This is a genomic window from Tianweitania populi, from assembly GCF_014652875.1.
GTDB classification, from domain to species: domain Bacteria; phylum Pseudomonadota; class Alphaproteobacteria; order Rhizobiales; family Rhizobiaceae; genus Tianweitania; species Tianweitania populi.
The window spans coordinates 832,935-854,194 of record NZ_BMZQ01000002.1 but is presented as its reverse complement, the minus strand read 5'-3'; the positions used below and the strand labels follow the sequence as shown (position 1 = coordinate 854,194).

Genomic DNA, 21,260 nt, shown 5'->3' with positions numbered 1-21,260 from the left:
CATCGGCGCGCCGAGCCAACAAAAAAGGCCGCCGCAGCGACCTTTTCGGTGAGCAACGCAGGCGGGATCAGCGGTCCTTCGGACCCTTCACGTTCAGCTGGTTTACGCGATTGTAGTCGATCGTAAACACGCCGGGATCGAGCGCTACACCTTCCTTGGTGTTGAAGATCATCACCGTCGTGTCCTTGTTCTGCGCGTCGGTTATCGTCCACTGCTTCAGCGTATAGGACGTCGGATCGAACATCATGGTGATGGTCGAATTGCCGAACACGCTGCGATCCGCGAGCTTGATCGTGGTCATGTCCGGCTCCTGCTTGACCTGCTGGACCTTGTTGCCGGACAAATCGATGCGGCTGTCGAGCAGCAGCTTCAGCGGTGTCTTCGAGAGCGGATAAAGATCAGCCGTGCGCATCTTTTTGTTGTCGATCACGACAGAGGTACCGTCGGCCGTCACCCGGTAGCCGTTCTTGCCTTCGTAATCGAAACGGATCTTGCCGGGGCGCTCTAGAAAGAACTTGCCGCCGGTTTGTTCGCCGCGCGGGCCGAACTGCACGAACTCGCCGGTCATGGTTTTGACCCTGCCGAAGTGATCGGCGATCTGCTGCGCCACGGCGGCGTCCTGGGCAGCGGCATGGGTGGTCCCGAGAGCACCGAACATCGTGACGGCCAAGGCGGCTCCGCCCATCAGGCGCATCACGTCGCGGCGGTCAAAACGGTTCGGAAGACGCTTCAGCATTCTTGGTTCCTTGATCCTTTAGCGCACCGGGTAGCGGACCAGTGCGGCTCAAATTTGGCTTCGGTGAGCACGAGAGTATGGCCATCAGGTATGGCAGAAAGGGCGCATCGCAAGACACGCCCTTTTCAACTCGCTGCAATGTGTTCGCGGGCAAAGCCGTACGGCTAGAACTTGTCGTCTTCCGTCGGCACCAGGATTTCGCGCTTGCCCGCATGGTTGGCGGGACCAACGATCCCCTCTTTTTCCATCCGCTCGATGATCGAGGCCGCGCGGTTGTAGCCGATGCCGAGACGGCGCTGGATGTAGCTTGTGGACGCCTTCCCATCCCGCAGCACCACCGCAACCGCCTGGTCATATGGGTCCTCGGAATCTTCGAGGTTGCTGGTGCCCGAAGGTCCGCCCTTGCCCGAGGCGCCGTCTTCCGCCTCTTCCTCGTCATCTTCGGTGATGGCGTCGAGATAATCCGGCACGCCCTGAAGCTTGAGATGCGCCACAACCTTTTCCACTTCGTCATCCGAAACGAAAGGTCCGTGAACGCGCTGGATACGACCGCCGCCGGCCATATAGAGCATGTCGCCCATGCCAAGCAGCTGCTCGGCGCCCATCTCGCCGAGAATGGTGCGGCTGTCGATCTTGGAAGTCACCTGGAACGACATGCGGGTCGGGAAGTTGGCCTTGATCGTGCCGGTGATGACGTCGACCGACGGTCGCTGCGTCGCCATCACGACATGGATGCCGGCAGCACGTGCCATCTGGCCGAGACGCTGAACCGCGCCTTCGATGTCCTTGCCGGCCACCATCATCAGATCAGCCACTTCGTCGATGATGACCACGATGAAGGGGAAGGGCTGCAGGTCGAGCTCTTCGCTTTCATAGATTGCCTCGCCCGTTTCGCGATCGAAACCGGTCTGCACGGTCCGCGTGATGACCTCGCCCTTGGCTGTCGCCTGCGCCACGCGCTGGTTGAAGCCGTCGATGTTGCGCACGCCGACCTTGGCCATCTTGCGGTAGCGGTCTTCCATCTCCCGCACCAACCACTTCAGCGCCACGACGGCCTTCTTCGGGTCGGTCACGACCGGTGTCAGCAGATGCGGAATGCCGTCATAGACCGAGAGTTCGACCATCTTCGGATCGATCATGATCAAACGGCACTGTTCCGGCTTCATGCGGTAAAGCAGCGACAGCACCATTGTGTTGATCGCGACCGACTTACCCGAGCCGGTGGTGCCGGCCACCAGCACGTGTGGCATCTTGGCGATATCAACCACGACGGGATCGCCGTTGATCGTCTTGCCGAGCGCCAGCGCCAGCTTAGCCGTCGAATCATCGAAGGCCTGCGAAGCCAGCATTTCGCGGAGATAAACGGTTTCGCGGCGGGCATTCGGCAACTCGATACCGATTGCGTTGCGGCCCGGAACAACGGCAACGCGGGCAGCGATCGCGCTCATGGAGCGGGCGATGTCGTCTGCCAGGCCGATAACGCGGCTGGACTTGATGCCCGGCGCCGGTTCCAGTTCGTAGAGCGTGACCACCGGGCCGGGACGAACATGAATAATCTCGCCCTTCACACCGAAGTCTTCCAGCACGCCTTCGAGCAGCCGCGCATTCTGTTCCAGCGCATCCTTGGACAAAGTCGGATCGCGGCCGATATTTTTGGGCTCTGCCAGGAACTCCAGCGCCGGCATGATGAAGCCGTCATCCATCGCTCCGCTAGCGGCATAACTACGGGAAGAAGCGGCGACGAGGCGCGGTGCAGGGGCCGGAGCGTCGATCTTGGCGCGGCTTGGCAACGGCGCTTCGATCACGCGAGAGGAAGCAGCGGCATCGGTACGCTGGATACCCCGTGCCTGCGCTTCGCCATGCGCCATTGCCGGCGCGTCGAACAGCTGGTCCGGCGTTTCAGCTGAACGGCGATCGATCGGCTGGCGCATCGCGGCAACGGAAGCCACCGGCTGCGGTGCAACAGGTTCGGCGTAGCTGTCTTCGTAGGGTGCATCAAACGGCATGTCGAAGGGCGCGTCATCGTCAGCGACGTCCGGCGTCAGATCCTGCAAGGGCGCAAAGTCCGGCTCGGCCTGGATTTCGTTCGGCTGCGTGAGTTCGGGCTCGGGGCGGCGCACACCACGCACCATGCCGGGCATGGAGCGGAAGGCCTGCACATGGCCGTTGGCACTTTCCTTGACCGGCGTCCAGTTCGACCAATCGGGTTCCACGCGTTCGACACGCTGCGGAACCGGCTGCGCGGGCGGCTCCACCACGATCGGGCGGCGCATCGGGGCTTCAACAACAGGCATGTTCGGGGCCGCGCGAGCAGCGGCAGGCACGGGGTTTGCCACACCTACGATGCGGTCCAGGTCGAAGGCCTCATGGCGCTCTTCGGCGGTGTAGGGGCTGCCGAAGCCAGGCTCGACACGCTGACTGGGCGCGGGATAATGCGCCTCCATGTCCATGTCGCGATCGATCCGCACCATGGCTTGGCGCAGCTTGCTCTTTTGCGGCACCTGACGCTCATTGCCGCCCTTCAAGCGACGAACCATCGCCTGTGCCGACAGGAACCAGTGGGTCATCAAGCCCATCAGAACGGAGTCGCGATCGTCCTCCTCGTCGACCGACTGCACGGAAACGGCAAGGTCGTCTTCATCCTCGAAATCGTCTTCAACCGGCGCGCGGCGGCCGACCAGACCCGACCCAAAAGCGAGCAGTGCCAAAGCGGGGATCGCGAGGATGACGCTGAGGATCGTTGCCACCAAGCCCGTCGGATAAGCACCGAGCATGAGAGCCGGCAGCTTCAGCATGATGTCGCCGAACACGCCGCCAAAGCCGGTCGGCAGCGGCCAGGTCGCGTTGGGTGCAAAGCAGCCGGCAACACCTGCCGCAAACATCCCGCCGAGGAACCAAACCGCCGCACGCGTCGGCTTGCGATCGATGCGATGACCCGTCATCAACAGCATGCCCCAGATCGCAAGCGGCACGAGAACGGCCAGTGCGGCCAGACCGAAGAACTGCGTCGCGAGATCGGAGAAAACAGCGCCGGGATAGCCGATCGCGTTGGTGACGGGATTGTCGGTGGCATGGCTGAAGCTTGGATCGGCTACGTTCCAGGTCGCCAGCGACGCCACGCCGAGCGCGGTCAAACCAAGCAGGGATAATCCAACCAGACGCGCAACCTGCCGCCGGGCAAAACCGCGCAAGCCATACCCTGCATCAGCCACATTCATGGGTGCCGAAAGGCCAATGCGCATAGAACAGTCCTCGATCGTGCGAAAAAGGCCGGGTTCTCCCGGACAGGATTCGGTGTGACCGTAACGACAGGACAGTTAAAGCTGCATTAACCATGGACCGCCGGTCAGCTTACCCAGCGGCCAACGGCGTTGCTGAAGCGATAATCAGCGCGGGCGTTTGTTGAGATTGAGGTAGGCGTCCTCGAACTGGCCGAGTTCACGCAACCCGTTCCAGTCCTTGATGCTGACCGTCGGCCCCACCCAGCTGACCATACCGGTTGCCCGCAGATCCTGCAGGGTGCGGTTGACGTGCACAACCGAAAGTCCAAGCATGTCGGCAAGATCGATCTGGGTGATCGGCAGGCGATAGCTGTGATCGGCAGCCTGACCGACGATGTCGAGCCGGATATACATTTCGCATAGGAAGTGCGCCATGTGGCTGAGCGGCGACATGCGACCGAGCGCCACGATCCATGCGCGATGCATGGCGGCGTCGATCGTCGTGGAAAGCCACAGCAAGCGCCCGAGATGAGGCAGCCTTTCGGTCACGCGCCGGATGTCGGGATGCGCGGTCAAAGCGACGCGGCAATCCGTCAACGCCGTCACATCGTGGTCCATGCGGTCGAGCAGAAGCGAATGCAGATCCACGTAATCGCCCGGAATATGCAGGGCGCTGATCATGCGCTTGCCGTCGGCCAGGTAATGCGCGCGTGCCGCCAGCCCATCCAGAACCAGAATGCTGGATTGCGGTCGATCGCCTTGCCGGATCATCGCGGTGCCCGCTGCAAAATCCTGGTGGTTGAGCGTCAGGGTTTCGAGCGCGGCGATTTCTTCCGCGCTCACATCATCCCGCCGCGACAAAAACAGCACAAGGGGATTGGTCACGGCGACTCGCACGAAGAACAGAAAGAGATTTCAGGTGAATACAAAAGCCTGACGAAGCTGCCAAGCCCCTCAAAGCATTGCTTTTTGTTAATCCGAGGCAACAAAAAAGCCCGCGCAGGTGGCGGGCTTTTCTTTTTCTGAGAACTGAAGAGGCGGGCCCTCAAAGCCCGCTCCTTCGATCAGGAGTGGTACGCCACCTCGCCGTGCGAGGTGATGTCGAGACCCTGCGTTTCGGCTTCGGTGGTTGGACGCAGACCGATCACGACATCCACCAGCTTGTAGAGGATCGCGGACACCACGCCGCACCAGATGATGGTCACGAGCACGGCAAGGATCTGCGTATAGACCTGGCCGCCCATCGTGACGCCATCGGCATAGCCGACGCCGCCCAGCGAAGGCGAAGCGAAGATGCCGGTGCCGATCGCGCCGATGATGCCGCCAATGCCGTGAATGCCGAACACGTCGAGCGAGTCGTCATAGCCGGCCTTGATCTTCACCACGGCCACGAACCAGTAGCAGACCGCAGAAGCAAGAGCGCCAAGCACGATCGCGCCGATCGGACCGACAAGACCCGCAGCAGGCGTCACGGCAACGAGGCCGGCGACGACACCCGATGCCGCACCGAGCATCGAAGCCTTGCCGCGTGCCAGACCTTCGATCACCACCCAGGTAATCACGGCGCCGGCGGTGGCGGTGAAGGTGTTGATCATGGCAAGTGCTGCACCGCCTGTGGCTTCGAGGTTGGAACCGGCATTGAAGCCGAACCAGCCTACGAACAGGATGGATGCACCCACCATGGTCAGCGTCATGGAGTGCGGCGCCATGTTGTCTCGGCCATAGCCGTGGCGCTTGCCGATCAACAGTGCGCCCACCAGACCGGCAATACCGGCGTTGATGTGCACAACGGTGCCGCCTGCGAAATCAAGCGCGCCCCAGCCGAAGATCAGGCCGTTGGAATCCCAGACCATGTGCGCGATCGGGAAGTAAACCAGCGTCACCCACAGAACCACGAACAGGATCACCGCCGAGAACTTGATGCGCTCGGCAAAGGCACCGACGATCAGCGCCGGCGTGATGCAGGCAAAGGTCATCTGGAAGCAGATGAACACGAATTCCGGGATCATCACGCCTTCGGAAAAGGTGGCGGACTGCGAGTCCGGCGTGACGCCTGCCAGGAACAGCTTGCCGAGACCGCCCCAATACGGGCTGGTGGAACCGCCAAAGGCGAAGGAATAGCCCCACAGAACCCAGATCACGATCACCACGGCGGTGATCATCGTGCACTGCATCAGCACCGACAGCATGTTCTTGGCGCGCACCAGGCCGCCATAGAAAAGAGCCAGACCTGGCAGGATCATGAACAGAACGAGGATGGTGGAAACCAGCATCCAGGCGACATCGCCCTTGTCGATCGTGGCAACCACCGGTGCTGCGGCATCGGCCGCAACCGGGGCCGTTTCCTGCGCCACGGCGCTGAGCACGCCGAAAGCGCCAAGCCCAAGTGCCGTTGCCAAACCGGTGCGCGCCATCGGCAGCAGGCGACCGGGGAGAAGAGTAGAAACTGTCATCGAAATCTCCTGAGGTTCGCGTCGGGCGATCACAGCGCGTCGCTGTCGGTTTCGCCGGTCCGGATACGGACAGCCTGATCGAGCGCGTAAACGAAGATCTTTCCGTCGCCGATCTGCCCGGTCTTGGCCGCAGCGGTGATGGCTTCCACCGCGCGATCAACGAGCTCGGCCGCAACCGCGACTTCGATCTTGATCTTCGGCAGGAAGCTCACGGCATATTCGGCGCCGCGATAGATTTCGGTGTGTCCCTTCTGACGTCCGTAGCCTTTGACCTCGGTAACGGTGAGACCCTGAATGCCGACGGCCGTCAGCGCTTCACGGACTTCGTCGAGCTTGAACGGCTTGATAACAGCCATGACGATTTTCATTCGCAACCATACCCCTTCGTTTCGCGGGTTGAGCCCGCTGCCCCATCATCGCCGCGCGAACGCGGCCCGTGGACGACGAGAATCAAGCTTCATGCCAATTGGGATGAAGCGGCTATGATTGGTGAAAAAGCAGGTTGTACGCTGTCGAAACGAACGGCTGGCGTTTGTTCGCTGGAAAGTTTTTGCCTTTTATTTAGGCAAAAATCCAGAGATCAAGCAGACTGCTTCGTTCGTAGGCGGATCAGGCCTTCCTGCGCGACGGAAGCGATCAGGGTGCCATCGCGGCTGAAGATCTGCCCGCGCGCAAAACCCCGCGCACCCATCGTCGACGGCGTATCCTGGCTATACAGGAGCCAGTCATCCATGCCGTTCGGCGGCTCGCGATGAAACCAGATCGCATGATCGAGGCTGGCCATCTGTATGTCGGGCTCGAAACCCCAGCGTCCATGCGGAAAGGTCGCGGTGTCGAGCAGCGTCATGTCCGAGATGTAAGCCAGCATCGCTGCATTCAGCGCCTGTGTCGCGGATCTGACGCCGTTGATGCGCATCCACACCTTCTGTTGCGGCGGCAAGGGATCGCGCGAGGCATAATGCTCGATATTGACCGGCCGGATCTGTAACGGCCGTTCGCGCGCCCAAAAGCGGCGGATCGCATCCGGCAGGTTCTGCCCGTAGCGCTCGATCAGCTCCATCTGCGTCATCAGCGTTTCCGGCGCAGGCACATCGAGCGGCATCGGCACCTGGTGGTCCAAGCCCGGCTCGTCCTTCTGGAAGGAAGCCTCCAGCGAAAAGATCGCATGCCCATGCTGAATGGCCACGACGCGCCGCGTCGTGAAACTGCCGCCGTCGCGGATGCGGTCGACCTCATAGATGATCGGCACGGCCGGATCGCCCGGACGCATGAAATAGCCATGCAGCGAATGGGTGTGGCGATCCGCACTCACCGTGCGTTGAGCCGCAACGAGCGCCTGGCCCACCACCTGTCCGCCGAAAACGCGCTGCCAGCCGACCTGGGGGCTGCGACCACGAAACAGGTTGAGTTCCAGCGTTTCAAGATCAAGTATATCCAACAAGTCCCGCATGGCCTCAGACATGGCCTTCTATCCTTATCACTGCTTGGTGGCGCCCGGTTTACGAACAGTTCGCCGCGTGCAAGTCAAGGCAGACCCCTGAACCACGGAGAAGCCGAGCATGGCGCCTTCCCCCACGATCGATCTGCCCGAGCCGAACATGTCGGACGCGACCACGCGAACGAGCTTCGACCTAGTGATCGGCGGCGGCAATTACGTCGGTCTAGCCACGGCAGTCGCCATCAAGCAGGCGCGCCCTTCGCTTGAAATCGCGGTTGTCGATGCAGCCCCGGCGGGCGTTTGGGAGAAGGACGGTCGTGCGTCGGCGATCGCGGCGGCTGCCCGGCGCATGCTGGATACGCTGGGTTGCTGGGACGAACTGGTTGGGGAAGCCCAGCCCATCAACGAGATGATCATTACGGATTCGCGCACTGCCGATCCCGTGCGGCCTGTGTTCCTGACCTTCGACGGCACGGTCGGCGCAGGCGAGCCTTTCGCGCATATGATCGCCAATGTGCACATGAACGGCGCTTTGCGTCGACGTGTCGACGAGCTCGGTATCGTTTTGATCGAAGGTGCCGGTGTGAGCGGTTTCGAACGCGATACCGCAGGCGTCACGATCACCTTGAGCGACGGTCGGACCCTGACCAGCCGTTTGCTGGTCGCTGCCGACGGCGGGCGTTCCAAGTTGCGCGATCTCGCCGGCATCAAGGTCAACAGATGGGACTACGGCCAATCCGGCATTGTTTGCACGGTCAAGCATGAACGCCCGCATGAAGGCCGCGCCGAAGAGCATTTCCTGCCCGCCGGCCCCTTCGCCACCCTGCCGCTCACAGGAAACCGGTCTTCCATCGTTTGGACAGAGCGCACCGAAGACGCCAACCGCCTCGTGGCGGAAGACGATCTGATCTTCGAACTCGAGCTGGAACGCCGCTTCGGCCTGAAGCTCGGCGAAATCCGCGTCGAAGGTCCGCGCAAGGCCTGGCCGCTCGGATTGACCCTTGCGCGCGACTTCGTCGGCCACCGCTTCGCCCTGGCGGGGGACGCTGCGCACGGCATTCATCCAATCTCCGGCCAGGGTCTCAATCTCGGCTTCAAGGATGCCGCAGCCCTTGCGCAGGTGATCGTGGAAGCCGATCGCATGGGACGCGACATCGGCATGCTCGACGTTCTGGAAACCTATCAGCGCTGGCGCCGCTTCGACACGCTGCAGATGGGCATCACCACCGATGTGCTGAACCGCCTGTTTTCCAACGACATCGCGCCGATCCGCGCCATCCGTGATCTCGGCCTCGGCCTCGTGGACCGCATGCCGCGCTTGAAGGACTTCTTCATCGGCCAGGCCGCCGGCATGGCAGGCCCCTCGCCCAAGCTTCTGCAAGGGCAGCCGATCTGACAAGCCGGTAAGCCAGGCCTTTACCAAGCACCAACCGCATAGCCACGAAAGGGCGCACCCTCTGGTGCCAGCCTTTTCGCATCCTAGATATGGGCTACCGGCATCGCCTGATGCCGGACGGATTCGCACCATAACAACGTCACGAAGACGAGGATGATCACCATGAAGCGCACAGCAACAGCCGTCTGGAAGGGCACGCTCACCGAAGGCACCGGCACGCTCGACACCCAGAGCGGCGCCTTCACCGGCGCGCCCTACTCCTTCAAGGGCCGGTTCCAAGACGAAAGCGGCAAGTCCGGAACCAATCCGGAAGAGCTGATCGCAGCCGCCCATGCAGGCTGCTTCGCCATGCAGCTGTCGCACTTCCTGGCCGAAAACGGCACCCCGGCCGAGAAGCTGGATGCAGTTGCAACCGTGCATTACGGTCCGGCTTCCGGCGGCGGCTTCGAGATCACCGAAAGCGCCATCGCGCTGACCGGCACGGTTCCGGGCATCGACGACGCCAAGTTCCAGGAACTCGCCACCAAGGCCAAGGAAGGCTGCCCGGTCTCCAAGGCTCTCGGCGCCATCAAGGTCAGCCTAGACGCCAAGCTCGCCTAAACCGCGCTGGTAGACTTACGAAGAAGCCGGTTCGCTTTTGGCGGGCCGGCTTCTTGTTGGCCACAATCACCAGATCCGGCCAGGCCATTTCGGTTCAGCGGCCAATCCATCGAACGCCGTATCCGCCGAAATCAGCGTCAGGCCACTTGGCGTCCACCAGATCCAATCCCAACCATGCGTTTCGCGCATGATACGGGTCAACCTTTGCATTCCCATAGCGCCAGTTCATCGTCGCTCATGGGCTCGAAGAAGTCAGGACCGGTTCCGGTGAGTTGGTCCTTTAGGAGCCCTACTTTGAACTGGCCCTGCGCAACGGGCACGATCTTGACCACCGGCAGCTTGCCCTTGGCAATAATGACTTCTTCGCCCGACAGCGCCGCCTCGATCAGTTTCGAAAGGTTCGTCTTTGCGGCATGAACCGTGACCTGCATTCGCGCCTCCATATTAGCTAACTTAGCTAATAGGATGACTGCAGATTTCTGTCGAGTCTTGGTAAACTCAAATGACGTTCAGTTCCACGAACGGCCTGTTTTCGGGAATGCGCTCCCATGCAAAGGCGCTGCAATCGACGCTGCGATAACCGCCAAACGTCACCAGCTCGGCGAGTGCTTTGCCGACTGCGGCGGCCTGCTGCAGGCCGTGGCCGGAAAACCCGTTGGCGAAGAGGAAGTTCTTCACCTGGGGATGCGGACCGACCACAGCGTTCTGGTCGAACGTGTTGTAGTCGTAGTGCCCGGCCCAGGCCCGCGTCGGCTTGATCGCCTCGAAGGCGGGGACACGGGTGGCCAGGACCGGCCAGATCACGTCCTCGAACAGGCTCCAGTCGGGATCGAAGTCGCGCGGGTCGGCCGGGCCGTCCGTGTCGGGATGTTCCGCCCCGCCGGTGATGTAAACCTGGCCCTCTGGCCTGACATAGATCCCTGATGGATCGACCATGAGCGGCATGTCCTCGAAGCGGTCGCGCGCTTCGAACACGAACACGTTGCGCTTGCGCGGCTCCACCGGCAGATCGATGCCCGCCATGGCAGCGACCTTGCCGCCGTTCGGCCCGGCAGCATTGATGATGAGACCGGCAGATACCGCACCGCCCTGTTCCAGCGTCACGCCGGTGATCGTGTCACCTTCGCGCGCAATGCCGGTGACCGTATCCGTAATCAGGTCGACCTTCATGCTCTTCAAGGCCTTGCGGAACAGGCCGAGCAGCGCGTGGGCATCGAACCAGCCCTCGCCGCTGACACCATAAGCGCCACCCGCAATGTCTTCGGTCGACAACCAGGAAAAGCGCTTCGCCAAGGCTTCGGCGTCTTCCAGCACGATCTCCGCGCCTTCGGCAAGCTGCACGGCATGGTTGGTCTTGAGGATCGGCAGGCCTGCTTCGCTTGCCAGGATCAGATAGCCCTTTTCACGAAATGCGATGTCGGCATCCGCACCGAAACGGTCGGTCAGCTCTCGAAACAGGTTCAGCGTGAAGCGGGACAGGCGGATATTCTCGGCAATCGAGAACTGCTGGCGGATCGATGCCGCCGACAGGGTCGTGGCCGATGTGGCAAAGCTTGGATCGCGTTCCACCACGCCGATCGTGCCGGTGAAGCCTTGATCGCGCAGGAAGTAGGCGCTAGCGCTGCCGACGATGGCGCCGCCGATGATGAGAATATCGTAGCCAGACATGAGGATGTTCGTTCCGTGAAAGCGGGCGAACGCAATCAGGTTCATGCGCCCTGCGCAAGCGGCATTTGCGCCACTGGCCTCAGCACAAAGTCCGATAAGCTCTTGCGCGTTCACTGAGGCCCGGCAATGAATGGGTATGACCACCCCGCATCCCACCCGCTCCGTGCTTTATGTGCCGGCTGCCAACCAGAAAGCGCTGGCCAAGATCGCCGATCTCGCCGCCGACGCGATCATCCTCGATCTGGAAGATGCCGTTGCGCCAGATCAAAAGGCAACGGCGCGAAACAACCTCGCCCGGTTCTTCGAGAAGCGGCCGGACAAACGCCTGATCATCCGCATCAATGCGATGTCTACGGAATGGGGCGCTGACGATCTGGCAGCTGCAAAAGCCTGCAAGCCCAACGCCATTCTCCTGCCCAAGGTCGATTCCCCGCGCGACATCCTCGAGACCGACGACGCGCTGGACGAGGGTGACGCGCCCAAGCGCATCCGGCTCTGGGCGATGATCGAAACACCGAAGGCGATGATGAATATCGGCGCCATTGCCGCGCTCGGACGCGATCGTGCCGCGCGCCTTGCTTGCCTGGTGGCCGGCACCAACGATCTCGCCAAGGACACCGGCATCCGCATGACGCCGGATCGCCGCTATCTCATGCCGGCTCTTTCACAGATGGTGATGGCGGCGCGGGCAGGAAACCTCACCGTGCTTGATGGCGTCAGCAATGATTTCCGCGATCTCGATGCCTTTTCTGCCGAGTGCAGCGAAGGCCGCAACATGGGTTTCGACGGCAAGACGCTGATCCATCCAGCACAAATCGAGCCTGCCAACCGCGCTTTCGCACCAAGCGAGGAGGATGTGGCGGAAGCGGAAGCCATCGTCCAAGCGTTCGCTGCCGATCCTGCCCAAGGCGTCATTCAGATCAACGGCCGCATGATCGAGCGGCTGCATCTCGCGCAAGCTGAAAAGCTTCTGGCCGCGCGTCTTTGAAGGATTACAGCGATGAAACTCTACCGCTTCCTGTCAGGCCCCGATGATTCGAGCTTCTGCCACAAGGTAACAGCAGCGCTGAACAAGGGCTGGGAACTCTCCGGCAGCCCGACCTACGCCTTCGATGCCGCAACCGGCACCATGCGCTGCGGCCAGGCCGTAGTGAAGGAGGTGGCTGGCAAGGACTACCATCCCGACATGAAGCTCGGCGAACAGTAGGCCCTATTCCGCCGCTTCCTCGATTTTTTCCATGTCGTCGTCCGACAGGCCGAAATGGTGGCCGACTTCGTGGATCAGCACGTGGCTGACGATGTCGCCCAGCGTTTCCTCGTTTTCCGACCAGTAATCGAGGATCGCGCGGCGATAGAGTGTGATCTTGTTCGGTTCCTCGCCGGTTTGCGGCGTCCAGCGCTCGGCAATGCCACGGCCTTCAAACAGGCCGAGCAGGTCGAACGGCGTTTCCAGCGCCAGATCGTCCATGATCTCTTCGGTCGGAAATTCCGCGATCTGGATGATGATGTCGCCGGTTAGCTTGCGAAACTCTTCCGGCAGATGGGCATAGGTTTCCAGCGCCAGCAGCTCGAACTCCTCGATCGAGGGCGAAAACTGATCATGCCATTGCCGGGTTTGATAAAGACGAGCCATTCGGTCTCCTTAGGCCGGCTCATATAGAGCGTCAAACAGCGGCTTTCGAGAGCTTTCGCATTGGCATCCCTTACGGCCGCAGCGTCAGGAATAAATTCTCCAGAGCGTGCTTGACTCTCAGAGCACCCTCAGGAATCTATAAGAACATAACAGGAACGAACTCGACCGGAGTGGAACGTCATGGCGGTATCAGCCTTGGCGCAGGAAAGGCTTTGCGCCTTGCGTCATGAGATTGCCAGGATCGAAGGCGTTTTGCCGGAGCGCTTGGCCGCGCCTTCAGCTGACGGGCAAACGGCCGACGGCATCCTCATGCGGCGCAGCGGACGGGGTCTGCCGGATGGCGATCTTCTTCCGAGCCATGTGGAGCCGCTCGATGCCCTGCTCGGCGGCGGTTTGCCTTTGGGTGCGCTCACGGAAATCCACGCGCCGACCGCACGCGCCGCCGGAGCCGCAGCGGCCTTTGTTCTGGCGCTCGGTTCCAGGCTCCTGCAGCGCGAGCCCCAAAAGCATCTGCCGCTTTTGTGGTTGGGCACGACGGAAGCTTTTTCCGAAGGCGGCCTGCCTTATGCCGCAGGCATCCGCGAAACTTTCGGCATCGCGCCGCAGCGCCTTCTTTTTGCCGAAGCGCCCAAGCTCGGCGACACGCTGTGGATCGGCGAGGAAGCGGCAAGGCTGCCGGATCTAGCCGGCGTGATCCTGGAATTGCGCGGCAATCCCCGCATGCTGGACCTGACTGCCACGCGAAGGCTGCATCGCCGGGCGCAAGCGGCCGGTCGGCCGGTGTTCCTGCTGCGCCAATCAGCCGAACAAACACCCACCGCCGCACCCGTCAGGCTGCTTGTTTCCCCTGCGCCCGCGGCTCTCAGGCAAACGCTTGATGGTCCCTTGCGAGGCTCGCTTGGGCCGCCGGGCTTGGAACTGACCGTCGCCAAAAGCCGCATCGCACGTCCAGGCACTTTCACGCTGGAATGGAACCCTCATGAACGCCGTCTCCAACTGCGCAACGACCCTCTCTCGAACCAAGCAGCAAACCGGCCGTCCCGTGCTTACCCAACGGTTCCTGGCTCTGTGGTTTCCTTATCTGTTGACCGACAGGATTTGGCGCCAGCGCCTGGGAAAGTCATGGGCTTCCCAGCGCCCGAGCGGCGCGCCGCTGGTGGTTAGCCGTCGACAGGACAATGCACAACGCATTGCGGCGCTCGATCCTGTGGCGGAGAAGTCTAGGCTGCGTCTTGGGCAAGGCATTGCCGAGGCACGGGCGATGCATCCCGATCTCGATATCGTTGAAGAGGATCCAGAAGCAGATCGTCGTCTGCTGGAAGCCCTGGCCGACTGGTGCGATCGCTACACGCCGCTCGTTGCGATGGATTGGCCGGACGGGCTTTATCTCGACATCACCGGCTGCGCGCATCTGTTCGGCGGCGAAGCTGCTCTTATGGCGGATGTACTAAAGCGAATGCGTGGCCAAGGCTTTGATGTCCGAGCCGGTCTCGCCGCAACGCCCGGCGCAGCCTATGCGCTGGCTCACTTTCAGTCAGGCGCCATCATTGCCGAAGGCGCCGAGGCAGAGACATTGGCACCTTATCCGTTGTCTGCCTTGCGACTTGCGCCTGATACATGCCAAGGCTTGGAAAGCGTAGGCCTGCGCGTAGTGGGCGCGGTTTTATCCGCTCCCCGTGCTCCACTCGCCAAACGCTTCGGCAAGGACCTTCTTTTGCGCCTCGACCAAGCCGTGGGCCGGGTGGACGAATCCATTAGACCTCGTCGCGCTGTTCCCAGCCTGTCAGCCGAACGCCGCTTCTTTGAACCGATCGGCACGCTGGAAGACATCGAACAGCTTGTGCTTACCTTGTCTACATCCCTGCAGCCCGCTTTGGCCGCGCGAGGTGAAGGCGTAACATCCCTGGAACTGGCACTATTTCGTGTCGATGGCACAGTATTTTGCCTGCGTGTTCATACCGCCCGCCCCTTACGCGAGGCAAAGCTGATCCAACTTCTGTTCCACGAGAAACTCGCTGCCGTCAGTGAAAAACTGGATACCGGCTATGGCTTCGACCTCCTGCGCTTGTCCGTTCTAACAGCTCAGCCCTATGTCGAAGTCCAGAATGACATGATTGAAGAAGGCAATAGCGAAGTGCAAAACATCGCGCTTCTGGCTGACCGGGTAGAAGCAAGGCTAGGGCGGCAAGTGGTTGTCCACCCTATGGAAGTTGCGAGCCATATACCCGAACGGGCTGTTGCCCACGTACCGGGTACAGCCCTTATAGGTAAGGAGAAGGAGAGCGGCCCTCGTTCCACCTTTTCGCGTCCTTTACGTCTCCTCAGAATGCCCGAACCGGTTGAAGTCACAGCAGAGATACCAGAAGGACCGCCGGCGCATTTCCGTTGGCGCCGCATGCATCACCGCATCGTCCGCGCAGAAGGCCCGGAACGGCTGACACCGGAATGGTGGCGCGACGAAACAGGAGAAACGCGTGATTATTACCGTGTCGAAGACGGCGAGGGTTATCGCTACTGGCTGTTTCGAGAAGGCCTTTACGAAGGCGAGCCGCGACTGGCGCCCTTGATGAAGGAAAAAGCCGATGAAGAAGCACGGCGCATAGAAAGCAAAATAGCTCAGCCGACAAACCCTGCAACGGAGAACGAGGATGATTTGCGCTTGGCTTCTCCGCCTCTACCGCGCTGGTACATGCATGGGATCTTTGCATGAACCTCGTGAGAAAACCTGAAACGGCCTATACCGAATTTGCGGTTCAGTCGAACTACTCCTTTCTGCATGGCGCGGCCTCGCCCGAGCAGATGGTCGGCGGCGCGTTGGAGCTTGGCTACAAGGCCATTGGCCTTGCTGATCGCAACACGGTGGCTGGTGTTGTACGCGCCTGGAACATGGCGAAAACGAACGGGTTTTCGTTTCATCCCGGTAGCCGGCTGGTGTTCTGCGACGGCACGCCAGATGTTCTGGCCTATCCGCAAAATCGTAAAGGTTGGGGAAATCTTTGTCGGCTTCTTAGCCAGGCCAACCTGCGGGAAGAAAGCGAAAAAGGTGCATCACACCTTTACCGAAGCGATCTTTTTGAATGGGGAGAGGACATCTCTCTTGCCGTTCTGGCTGATCCTTATGCGAAGGAGCAGGAAACGCTCAGCTTTCTCAAAGATCTTTACCGACACTTCGGCCGCTCAGTCTGGGTGGCTTTTGCGCCTACATATGGAGGCGACCACGCTTTCCGGTTGGCGCAAACTGCCGCCTTCGCAAAGCATTCCGGCCTACCGTTGATGGCAGTCAACGACGTCCTATACCATCGACCAGAGTTTCGGGAACTGCAGGATGTCGTCACTGCCATTCGCCTCAACCGCCCAATTGCGGAAATCGGATTAGCCCGCCAAGCCAATTCGGAACGCTATCTAAAGTCGCCATCGCAGCTGGCAAAACTATTTTCCGGCTACGATAATGCATTAGCTGAGACGCAGCGCTTTGCAGGCACGTTAAAATTTTCTCTTAAAGAACTTAAACACAACTACCCCGTTGAATCGACACGCGCTGGCGCAACAGCACAAGAAGAGCTGGAACGTCTAACCTGGGAAGGAGCAAAGCAACGCTTTGTCTCTCCTGATGACCAGCTTTTGGAAACGCTGCGCAAGGAACTCGCCTTGGTGGCGAAGCTTGACTATGCTGGTTACTTTTTAACAGTCCACGATATCGTTCGTTACGCGCGCTCTCAAAAAATTCTATGCCAAGGGCGTGGTTCAGCCGCCAACTCATTGATCTGCTATTGCCTAAACATCACTGATATCGGGCCACATCGAATGGAAACTCTGTTCGAGCGCTTCATTTCTGAAGAGCGCTGCGAGCCACCGGATATCGACGTCGACTTCGAACATGAGAAGCGGGAAGTCGTGATCCAATATATTTACAAGAAATACAGCTATAAAAATACTGCCCTCGCTGCGGCTGTAATTTCTTATCGATCACGCTCAGCCATGCGGGAAGTCGGCAAAGCGCTCGGCTTCTCCGAAGACACGATTGCTGCCTTGTCCGCATCCACATGGCGTTGGGGACAGAAAGCTCTTGGACAGCAGGAGGCTGAAGTAGCAGGCCTCAAGATGAATGACCCGCTGACACGCCAATTCTTTGACTGCGCCAATGCGATCCAGGGGTTTCCTCGTCATTTAAGCCAACATGTTGGCGGTTTCGTCATTACGCGTGATCGACTCGACGAGATCGTTCCCATCATGAAGACGGCAATGCCCGATCGAAAGATGATCGAATGGGACAAGGAAGATCTGGATTCCATCGGCTTGTTCAAAGTCGATATCTTAGCGCTAGGCATGCTGTCCTGCCTTCGCCGCTGCTTCGATTTGCTTGGCGCGCACTATCCAGACGAGGTGGTTCATAGCCTTGCAACCATCCGGGAAGGCGAGAAGGACGTCTATGACATGATCTGCCGGGCCGACACGCTGGGCGTCTTCCAGATCGAGAGCCGTGCGCAAATGTCGATGCTGCCCAGACTTAAGCCAAAGGAATTCTACGATTTGGTGATCGAGGTTGCGATCGTGCGCCCAGGCCCGATCCAAGGCGATATGGTTCACCCTTACCTGCGGCGCCGTGAGGGCAAGGAAGAGGTCGACTACATCAAGCCGCAACTGAAAGCGATCCTCGGCAAAACACTTGGCGTTCCGCTTTTCCAAGAACAGGCAATGAGAATCGCAATAGAATGCGGCAGATTCTCACCGCAGAAGGCCGATAAGATGCGCCGAGCCATGGCGACATTCCGGCGCGTCGGCATCATCTCGCAGCTGGAAAACGAGTTGATCGATGGCATGGTCGACAACGGCTATCCGCGCGATTTTGCCGTACGCTGCTTCCGCCAGATCGAAGGTTTTGGCGAGTACGGCTTTCCCGAAAGCCACGCCGCGTCCTTTGCCCTACTGGTTTATGCCTCCTGCTGGTTCAAGACTTATTATCCCGATGTGTTTTGCGCAGCGATTCTGAATGCACAACCAATGGGCTTCTATGCTCCGGCTCAGCTGGTACGGGATGCACGCGAACATGGTCTGGATATTCGCGAGGTGGACATCAACCATTCCGATTGGGACTGCACATTGGAACAAGCAGCATTTCGGCCTGATCATATTGCCTACCGGCATCGCTCCATGCGCGGAGTCATAAAGAGCCGCCATGCGGTGCGGCTCGGCTTCCGCCAGGTGAAAGGGCTGAGTCAGGCAGAGCTTGAAAAACTGGTTGCCGCTCGCGGTTCAGGCTTTTCGTCGGTGCGCGATCTATGGCTGAAAACCGGTCTGTCCCCATCCACGATCGTGCGTTTGGCCGAAGCCGACGCGTTTCGCTCGATTGGGCTCGACCGCCGTGCCGCTTTATGGGCCGCACGCGCACTTGATGCTAGGACTGCTCCCGAAACGCTGCCGCTGTTTACCCAAGCCGGCCTTCAACTGCGTGAGCTAGAACCGCCAACCCAGCTACCTGAAATGCCACTAGGCGAACATGTAATCCATGACTACCGCACCCTCACTTTGTCGCTGAAGGCGCATCCGGTGAGTTTCCTGCGGGGTCGATTGATGCGCGAGCGCACGCTGCCTTGCGCCGATCTCGGCAAGACGCGGAGCGGCCGTTTCGTGTCCGTGGCGGGTCTGGTTCTGGTGCGTCAACGGCCGGGTTCGGCCAAGGGCGTCATCTTCATGTCGATGGAAGACGAAACAGGCCTCGCCAACATCATCATCTGGAAAGACACGTTCGAAAAATTCAGGCCGATCGTGCTGGGTGCCCGTTTTATTCGTGTCTCAGGCAAGCTGCAGCATCAAGGCGAGGTGATCCATGTGATTGCGCAGAAGATCGAGGATCTGACGCCGCGCCTGGCCGAACTGTCGGAACATGGCCCCACGATCCATGGCCTTGCCAATTGCGACCATGTGCGCCGGCCGTTACCCGAAAGCGCGAACAGGCCCTACTCTGAAAAACGCGTCGCCAAACTCATGCGCGACATGCCGGAGTTCAAGGAAGATATCGAGGAACTCGCCAAGCGGTCGGCCAAGGTCATGCCGCGCGGCCGCAACTTTCAATGAGGCGGCTCAGTCGAGTTCGATCACCCGCGCTTCCGATTGCAGCAGGATCGGAATGCCGTCGCGTACGGGATAAGCCAGCCGTGCGCCGGGCGAAATCAGTTCCTCATGTTCGGCATCATAGCGCAGCAGGCCCTTGGTCACCGGGCAAGCCAGGAGCTCGAGCATACGCACATCAAGCTTTGCCACACGGCGCGAAGCCGACGGATTGTTCGCCGGTTCATCAACCATGGAAAGCCACCTGGCTCACCCTCATTGCAGGCCTGAGCCAAAGCTGTCGCGCGAGCGGGCCAAGGCCATTTCCGTGATTGCGATCAGCGTATCGGCGCGGGTGCGCAGATCCGGCGCTTCCAGCAGCGCCTGCTTTTCCGCCGCGCCATAAGGCGACATCATGGACAGCGCATTCACCAGCGTGGCGTTTTCCGCGCGGCTCACGCCTTCCCAATCCGCGTCCAACTCGTTGACTTCGAGATAGGCTTTCAGCGTCTTGAGCAGGGCCGGCCGGTCGATTTCGCCACTGCCTGCGTCCTCGTTGAGGTCGCTGACAAAAGGCGCGATGCGGCAGAGGCGATAAGGCGCCTTGTGCTCGATCTCCTCGGATACCCGAAAACGGCAGATGCCCTGCAGACCGATGAGGTAGCGGCCGTCGCCTGTTTCCGCAAAGGACACGAGGCGCCCAAGGCACCCCACCGCGCATAGGCTTGGTTCGCCATTACCAAGCGTCGCGCCGTCGAGGCTCGGCTGGATCATGCCGATCAGCCGGTCTCCGCCACAAGCGGCATCGATCATCTTGAGATAGCGCGGTTCGAAAATGTTCAGCGGCATGCGTCCGCCCGGCAGCAACAGCGCTGCCGAGAGCGGAAAGATCGGGACCACCGGAGGAATATCCTCCGCGACACGATAATGGGCATTGCCGGCCTGCACTGAAATCTCCTCGCTGTTGGCGAAAGATCTGGTGCGGGCCGGCCGTTTCTCAAGAGTGCCGGCCTTTTCTCAGGACTGTTTGTTAACGCGCCGCGATCAACGAAACAAAAGCGAAGACAACTTGCGGCGTGCTGCGAGCGTCGAAGGATCAGTCAGCCCCCAGGCTTCGAAGAACTTCAAAAGCTGCTGCCGCGCGCCGTCCTCACGCCATTCCCGGTCAGCCTTCATGATCGCCAGCAACTGATCGGCAGCCTCTTCGCGGTTGCCGCGCGCATTGGCGATCAGAGCGAGATCGAAACGCGCGGCATGATCGGCGGGATCAGCACCCAGCCGGCGCTGCAACTCGCCTTCATCGCCAAGCTCGGCAATCTGGTCGGCCAAAGCGAACTTGGCGCGCAACCCGGCAACACCGGCATGACCAGCCTTGTCTTCGGGAACACGCTCAAGCAGCTCGCGCGCCGTATCCGCCTGTCCAGCATCGAAATACAGGTTCGCAAGCCCGGCCAGCGCATCTACATTGGTCTCGTCTTCGTCGAGAACGGCGGCATAAAGATCAGCCGCAATCGCAGCTTCGCCACGTGCCACCGCCTCTTCCGCCTGCGCCAGCAGATCAGCCGTTCCTCCAGCCATGTCGGCCGTCAGCTTGTCGATAAAAGCCTTGATCTGGGTTTCGGGCACCGCGCCCATGAAACCGTCGACCGGCTGACCGTTCTTGAACGCGATCACGGCTGGAATGGACTGGATGCCGAGCTGCCCTGCGATCGAGGGATGCTCGTCGATATTCATCTTCACAAGCTTCACCGCGCCGCGTGCTGCCTGAACCACGCGCTCCAGAACCGGCGTCAGCTGCTTGCACGGTCCGCACCACGGCGCCCAGAAATCCACCAGCACAGGCTGCGTGCGCGAGGCCTGAATCACGTCGGCGGAAAACCCTGATGTCGTCGTATCCTTGATGAGGTCGCCAGCGCCGCTCGCGCCATTGCCGGCCCCATTGCCTGCAATGCCGCCGCCAAGCGTGACTTCGGTCTGGTAAGGCTGGCCCCCGCTTGCGTAGGGATTGTTTGCTTTATCGCTCATGAAACATCCTTCCAGACTTCAGCCTGCCGTCATCGACTTGGC

At 60.5% G+C, this 21,260-nt stretch carries 20 protein-coding genes; 7 read left to right on the top strand and 13 right to left on the bottom strand.

Translation table 11 applies throughout. From position 1 onward, the window contains the following. Window positions 1-67 precede the first annotated feature (67 nt). From IE166_RS13405 to IE166_RS13380, 6 genes are all read right to left on the bottom strand, one after another. Window positions 68-736, bottom strand: a complete 669-nt coding sequence (locus IE166_RS13405) for an outer-membrane lipoprotein carrier protein LolA (RefSeq protein ID WP_189504619.1) — start codon at window positions 734-736, stop codon at window positions 68-70. Between the two features lie 164 nt (window positions 737-900). Next, window positions 901-3,978, bottom strand: coding sequence for a DNA translocase FtsK (locus IE166_RS13400; protein ID WP_189504617.1), 3,078 nt, complete (start codon window positions 3,976-3,978; stop codon window positions 901-903). Window positions 3,979-4,122: 144 nt separating this feature from the next. Then, window positions 4,123-4,842, bottom strand: coding sequence for a Crp/Fnr family transcriptional regulator (locus IE166_RS13395; protein ID WP_189504615.1), 720 nt, complete (start codon window positions 4,840-4,842; stop codon window positions 4,123-4,125). Window positions 4,843-5,021: 179 nt separating this feature from the next. After that, window positions 5,022-6,410 carry an ammonium transporter gene (locus IE166_RS13390; protein WP_385965647.1) on the bottom strand — a complete coding sequence of 463 codons (1,389 nt, stop codon included), beginning with the start codon at window positions 6,408-6,410 and terminating at the stop codon, window positions 5,022-5,024. Between the two features lie 29 nt (window positions 6,411-6,439). Further along, window positions 6,440-6,778 (bottom strand): P-II family nitrogen regulator, encoded by a 339-nt coding sequence (locus IE166_RS13385; protein WP_189504613.1) that lies wholly within the window; start codon window positions 6,776-6,778, stop codon window positions 6,440-6,442. Window positions 6,779-6,990: 212 nt separating this feature from the next. After that, window positions 6,991-7,872, bottom strand: coding sequence for an acyl-CoA thioesterase (locus tag IE166_RS13380; protein WP_189504612.1), 882 nt, complete (start codon window positions 7,870-7,872; stop codon window positions 6,991-6,993). Between the two features lie 136 nt (window positions 7,873-8,008). Between IE166_RS13380 and IE166_RS13375 the strand changes: the two genes are divergently transcribed. Beyond that, the gene (locus IE166_RS13375; RefSeq protein WP_189505961.1) at window positions 8,009-9,244 is read left to right on the top strand and encodes a ubiquinone biosynthesis hydroxylase; all 1,236 of its coding nucleotides are present in this window, start codon (window positions 8,009-8,011) and stop codon (window positions 9,242-9,244) included. 162 nt (window positions 9,245-9,406) lie between these two features. Then, the gene (locus tag IE166_RS13370) at window positions 9,407-9,844 is read left to right on the top strand and encodes an OsmC family protein (protein ID WP_189504610.1); all 438 of its coding nucleotides are present in this window, start codon (window positions 9,407-9,409) and stop codon (window positions 9,842-9,844) included. Window positions 9,845-9,910: 66 nt separating this feature from the next. Here the strand turns inward: IE166_RS13370 and IE166_RS20820 are convergent, their stop codons facing one another. From IE166_RS20820 to IE166_RS13360, 3 genes are all read right to left on the bottom strand, one after another. After that, window positions 9,911-10,045 (bottom strand): hypothetical protein, encoded by a 135-nt coding sequence (locus IE166_RS20820; protein WP_280514876.1) that lies wholly within the window; start codon window positions 10,043-10,045, stop codon window positions 9,911-9,913. Then, window positions 10,042-10,275, bottom strand: coding sequence for a type II toxin-antitoxin system Phd/YefM family antitoxin (locus tag IE166_RS13365; RefSeq protein WP_189504608.1), 234 nt, complete (start codon window positions 10,273-10,275; stop codon window positions 10,042-10,044). The genes IE166_RS20820 and IE166_RS13365 overlap by 4 nt, the downstream gene beginning before the upstream one ends. Window positions 10,276-10,342: 67 nt before the next feature. Further along, the gene (locus IE166_RS13360) at window positions 10,343-11,512 is read right to left on the bottom strand and encodes an NAD(P)/FAD-dependent oxidoreductase (protein WP_189504606.1); all 1,170 of its coding nucleotides are present in this window, start codon (window positions 11,510-11,512) and stop codon (window positions 10,343-10,345) included. 136 nt (window positions 11,513-11,648) lie between these two features. Between IE166_RS13360 and IE166_RS13355 the strand changes: the two genes are divergently transcribed. Beyond that, window positions 11,649-12,500, top strand: coding sequence for an HpcH/HpaI aldolase/citrate lyase family protein (locus tag IE166_RS13355; RefSeq protein WP_189505959.1), 852 nt, complete (start codon window positions 11,649-11,651; stop codon window positions 12,498-12,500). Between the two features lie 12 nt (window positions 12,501-12,512). Next, entirely contained in the window at window positions 12,513-12,719 is a 207-nt protein-coding gene (locus tag IE166_RS13350) for a DUF1737 domain-containing protein (protein WP_189504603.1), read from the top strand. A 3-nt stretch (window positions 12,720-12,722) separates the two neighbouring features. Here IE166_RS13350 and IE166_RS13345 read toward each other — a convergent pair whose 3' ends face one another. Next, window positions 12,723-13,145, bottom strand: a complete 423-nt coding sequence (locus tag IE166_RS13345; protein ID WP_189504601.1) for a metallopeptidase family protein — start codon at window positions 13,143-13,145, stop codon at window positions 12,723-12,725. A 180-nt stretch (window positions 13,146-13,325) separates the two neighbouring features. Here IE166_RS13345 and IE166_RS20690 point away from each other — a divergent pair, with 180 nt between their 5' ends. The 3 genes from IE166_RS20690 to IE166_RS13335 are packed head-to-tail and all read left to right on the top strand — an operon-like array spanning window position 13,326 to window position 19,220. Continuing rightward, entirely contained in the window at window positions 13,326-14,309 is a 984-nt protein-coding gene (locus IE166_RS20690; protein WP_244641464.1) for an ImuA family protein, read from the top strand. Then, a complete protein-coding gene (locus IE166_RS13340) occupies window positions 14,302-15,855 on the top strand; it encodes a Y-family DNA polymerase (RefSeq protein WP_385965655.1) in 1,554 nt (517 codons plus the stop codon). Before IE166_RS20690 ends, IE166_RS13340 begins: the two co-directional genes overlap by 8 nt. Continuing rightward, complete coding sequence (locus IE166_RS13335; RefSeq protein WP_189504598.1) at window positions 15,852-19,220, top strand: error-prone DNA polymerase; 3,369 nt, start codon at window positions 15,852-15,854, stop codon at window positions 19,218-19,220. The genes IE166_RS13340 and IE166_RS13335 overlap by 4 nt, the downstream gene beginning before the upstream one ends. A 6-nt stretch (window positions 19,221-19,226) precedes the next feature. On the opposite strand, the gene IE166_RS13330 is transcribed toward IE166_RS13335, so the two are convergent. The 3 genes from IE166_RS13330 to trxA form a co-directional block, all read right to left on the bottom strand. Then, a complete protein-coding gene (locus tag IE166_RS13330) occupies window positions 19,227-19,448 on the bottom strand; it encodes a Trm112 family protein (RefSeq protein ID WP_189504596.1) in 222 nt (73 codons plus the stop codon). Between the two features lie 21 nt (window positions 19,449-19,469). After that, complete coding sequence (locus IE166_RS13325; protein WP_189504595.1) at window positions 19,470-20,141, bottom strand: LON peptidase substrate-binding domain-containing protein; 672 nt, start codon at window positions 20,139-20,141, stop codon at window positions 19,470-19,472. Between the two features lie 96 nt (window positions 20,142-20,237). Beyond that, window positions 20,238-21,218: a thioredoxin gene (trxA, locus tag IE166_RS13320; RefSeq protein ID WP_189504593.1), complete on the bottom strand. Its 981-nt coding sequence runs from the start codon at window positions 21,216-21,218 to the stop codon at window positions 20,238-20,240. Window positions 21,219-21,260 lie beyond the last annotated feature (42 nt).

What these genes read in the sequence shown, in the direction of transcription:
- IE166_RS13360 (WP_189504606.1), bottom strand. Translation starts at nt 11,512, where the DNA reads ATGTCTGGCTACGATATTCTCATCATCGGCGGCGCCATCGTCGGCAGC.
- IE166_RS13345 (WP_189504601.1), bottom strand. Translation starts at nt 13,145, where the DNA reads ATGGCTCGTCTTTATCAAACCCGGCAATGGCATGATCAGTTTTCGCCC.
- IE166_RS13365 (WP_189504608.1), bottom strand. Translation starts at nt 10,275, where the DNA reads ATGCAGGTCACGGTTCATGCCGCAAAGACGAACCTTTCGAAACTGATC.
- IE166_RS20690 (WP_244641464.1), top strand. Translation starts at nt 13,326, where the DNA reads ATGGCGGTATCAGCCTTGGCGCAGGAAAGGCTTTGCGCCTTGCGTCAT.
- IE166_RS13370 (WP_189504610.1), top strand. Translation starts at nt 9,407, where the DNA reads ATGAAGCGCACAGCAACAGCCGTCTGGAAGGGCACGCTCACCGAAGGC.
- IE166_RS13380 (WP_189504612.1), bottom strand. Translation starts at nt 7,872, where the DNA reads ATGTCTGAGGCCATGCGGGACTTGTTGGATATACTTGATCTTGAAACG.
- IE166_RS13405 (WP_189504619.1), bottom strand. Translation starts at nt 736, where the DNA reads ATGCTGAAGCGTCTTCCGAACCGTTTTGACCGCCGCGACGTGATGCGC.
- IE166_RS13335 (WP_189504598.1), top strand. Translation starts at nt 15,852, where the DNA reads ATGAACCTCGTGAGAAAACCTGAAACGGCCTATACCGAATTTGCGGTT.
- IE166_RS13400 (WP_189504617.1), bottom strand. Translation starts at nt 3,978, where the DNA reads ATGCGCATTGGCCTTTCGGCACCCATGAATGTGGCTGATGCAGGGTAT.
- IE166_RS13350 (WP_189504603.1), top strand. Translation starts at nt 12,513, where the DNA reads ATGAAACTCTACCGCTTCCTGTCAGGCCCCGATGATTCGAGCTTCTGC.
- trxA (WP_189504593.1), bottom strand. Translation starts at nt 21,218, where the DNA reads ATGAGCGATAAAGCAAACAATCCCTACGCAAGCGGGGGCCAGCCTTAC.
- IE166_RS13355 (WP_189505959.1), top strand. Translation starts at nt 11,649, where the DNA reads ATGACCACCCCGCATCCCACCCGCTCCGTGCTTTATGTGCCGGCTGCC.
- IE166_RS13375 (WP_189505961.1), top strand. Translation starts at nt 8,009, where the DNA reads ATGTCGGACGCGACCACGCGAACGAGCTTCGACCTAGTGATCGGCGGC.
- IE166_RS13330 (WP_189504596.1), bottom strand. Translation starts at nt 19,448, where the DNA reads ATGGTTGATGAACCGGCGAACAATCCGTCGGCTTCGCGCCGTGTGGCA.
- IE166_RS13385 (WP_189504613.1), bottom strand. Translation starts at nt 6,778, where the DNA reads ATGAAAATCGTCATGGCTGTTATCAAGCCGTTCAAGCTCGACGAAGTC.
- IE166_RS13390 (WP_385965647.1), bottom strand. Translation starts at nt 6,410, where the DNA reads ATGACAGTTTCTACTCTTCTCCCCGGTCGCCTGCTGCCGATGGCGCGC.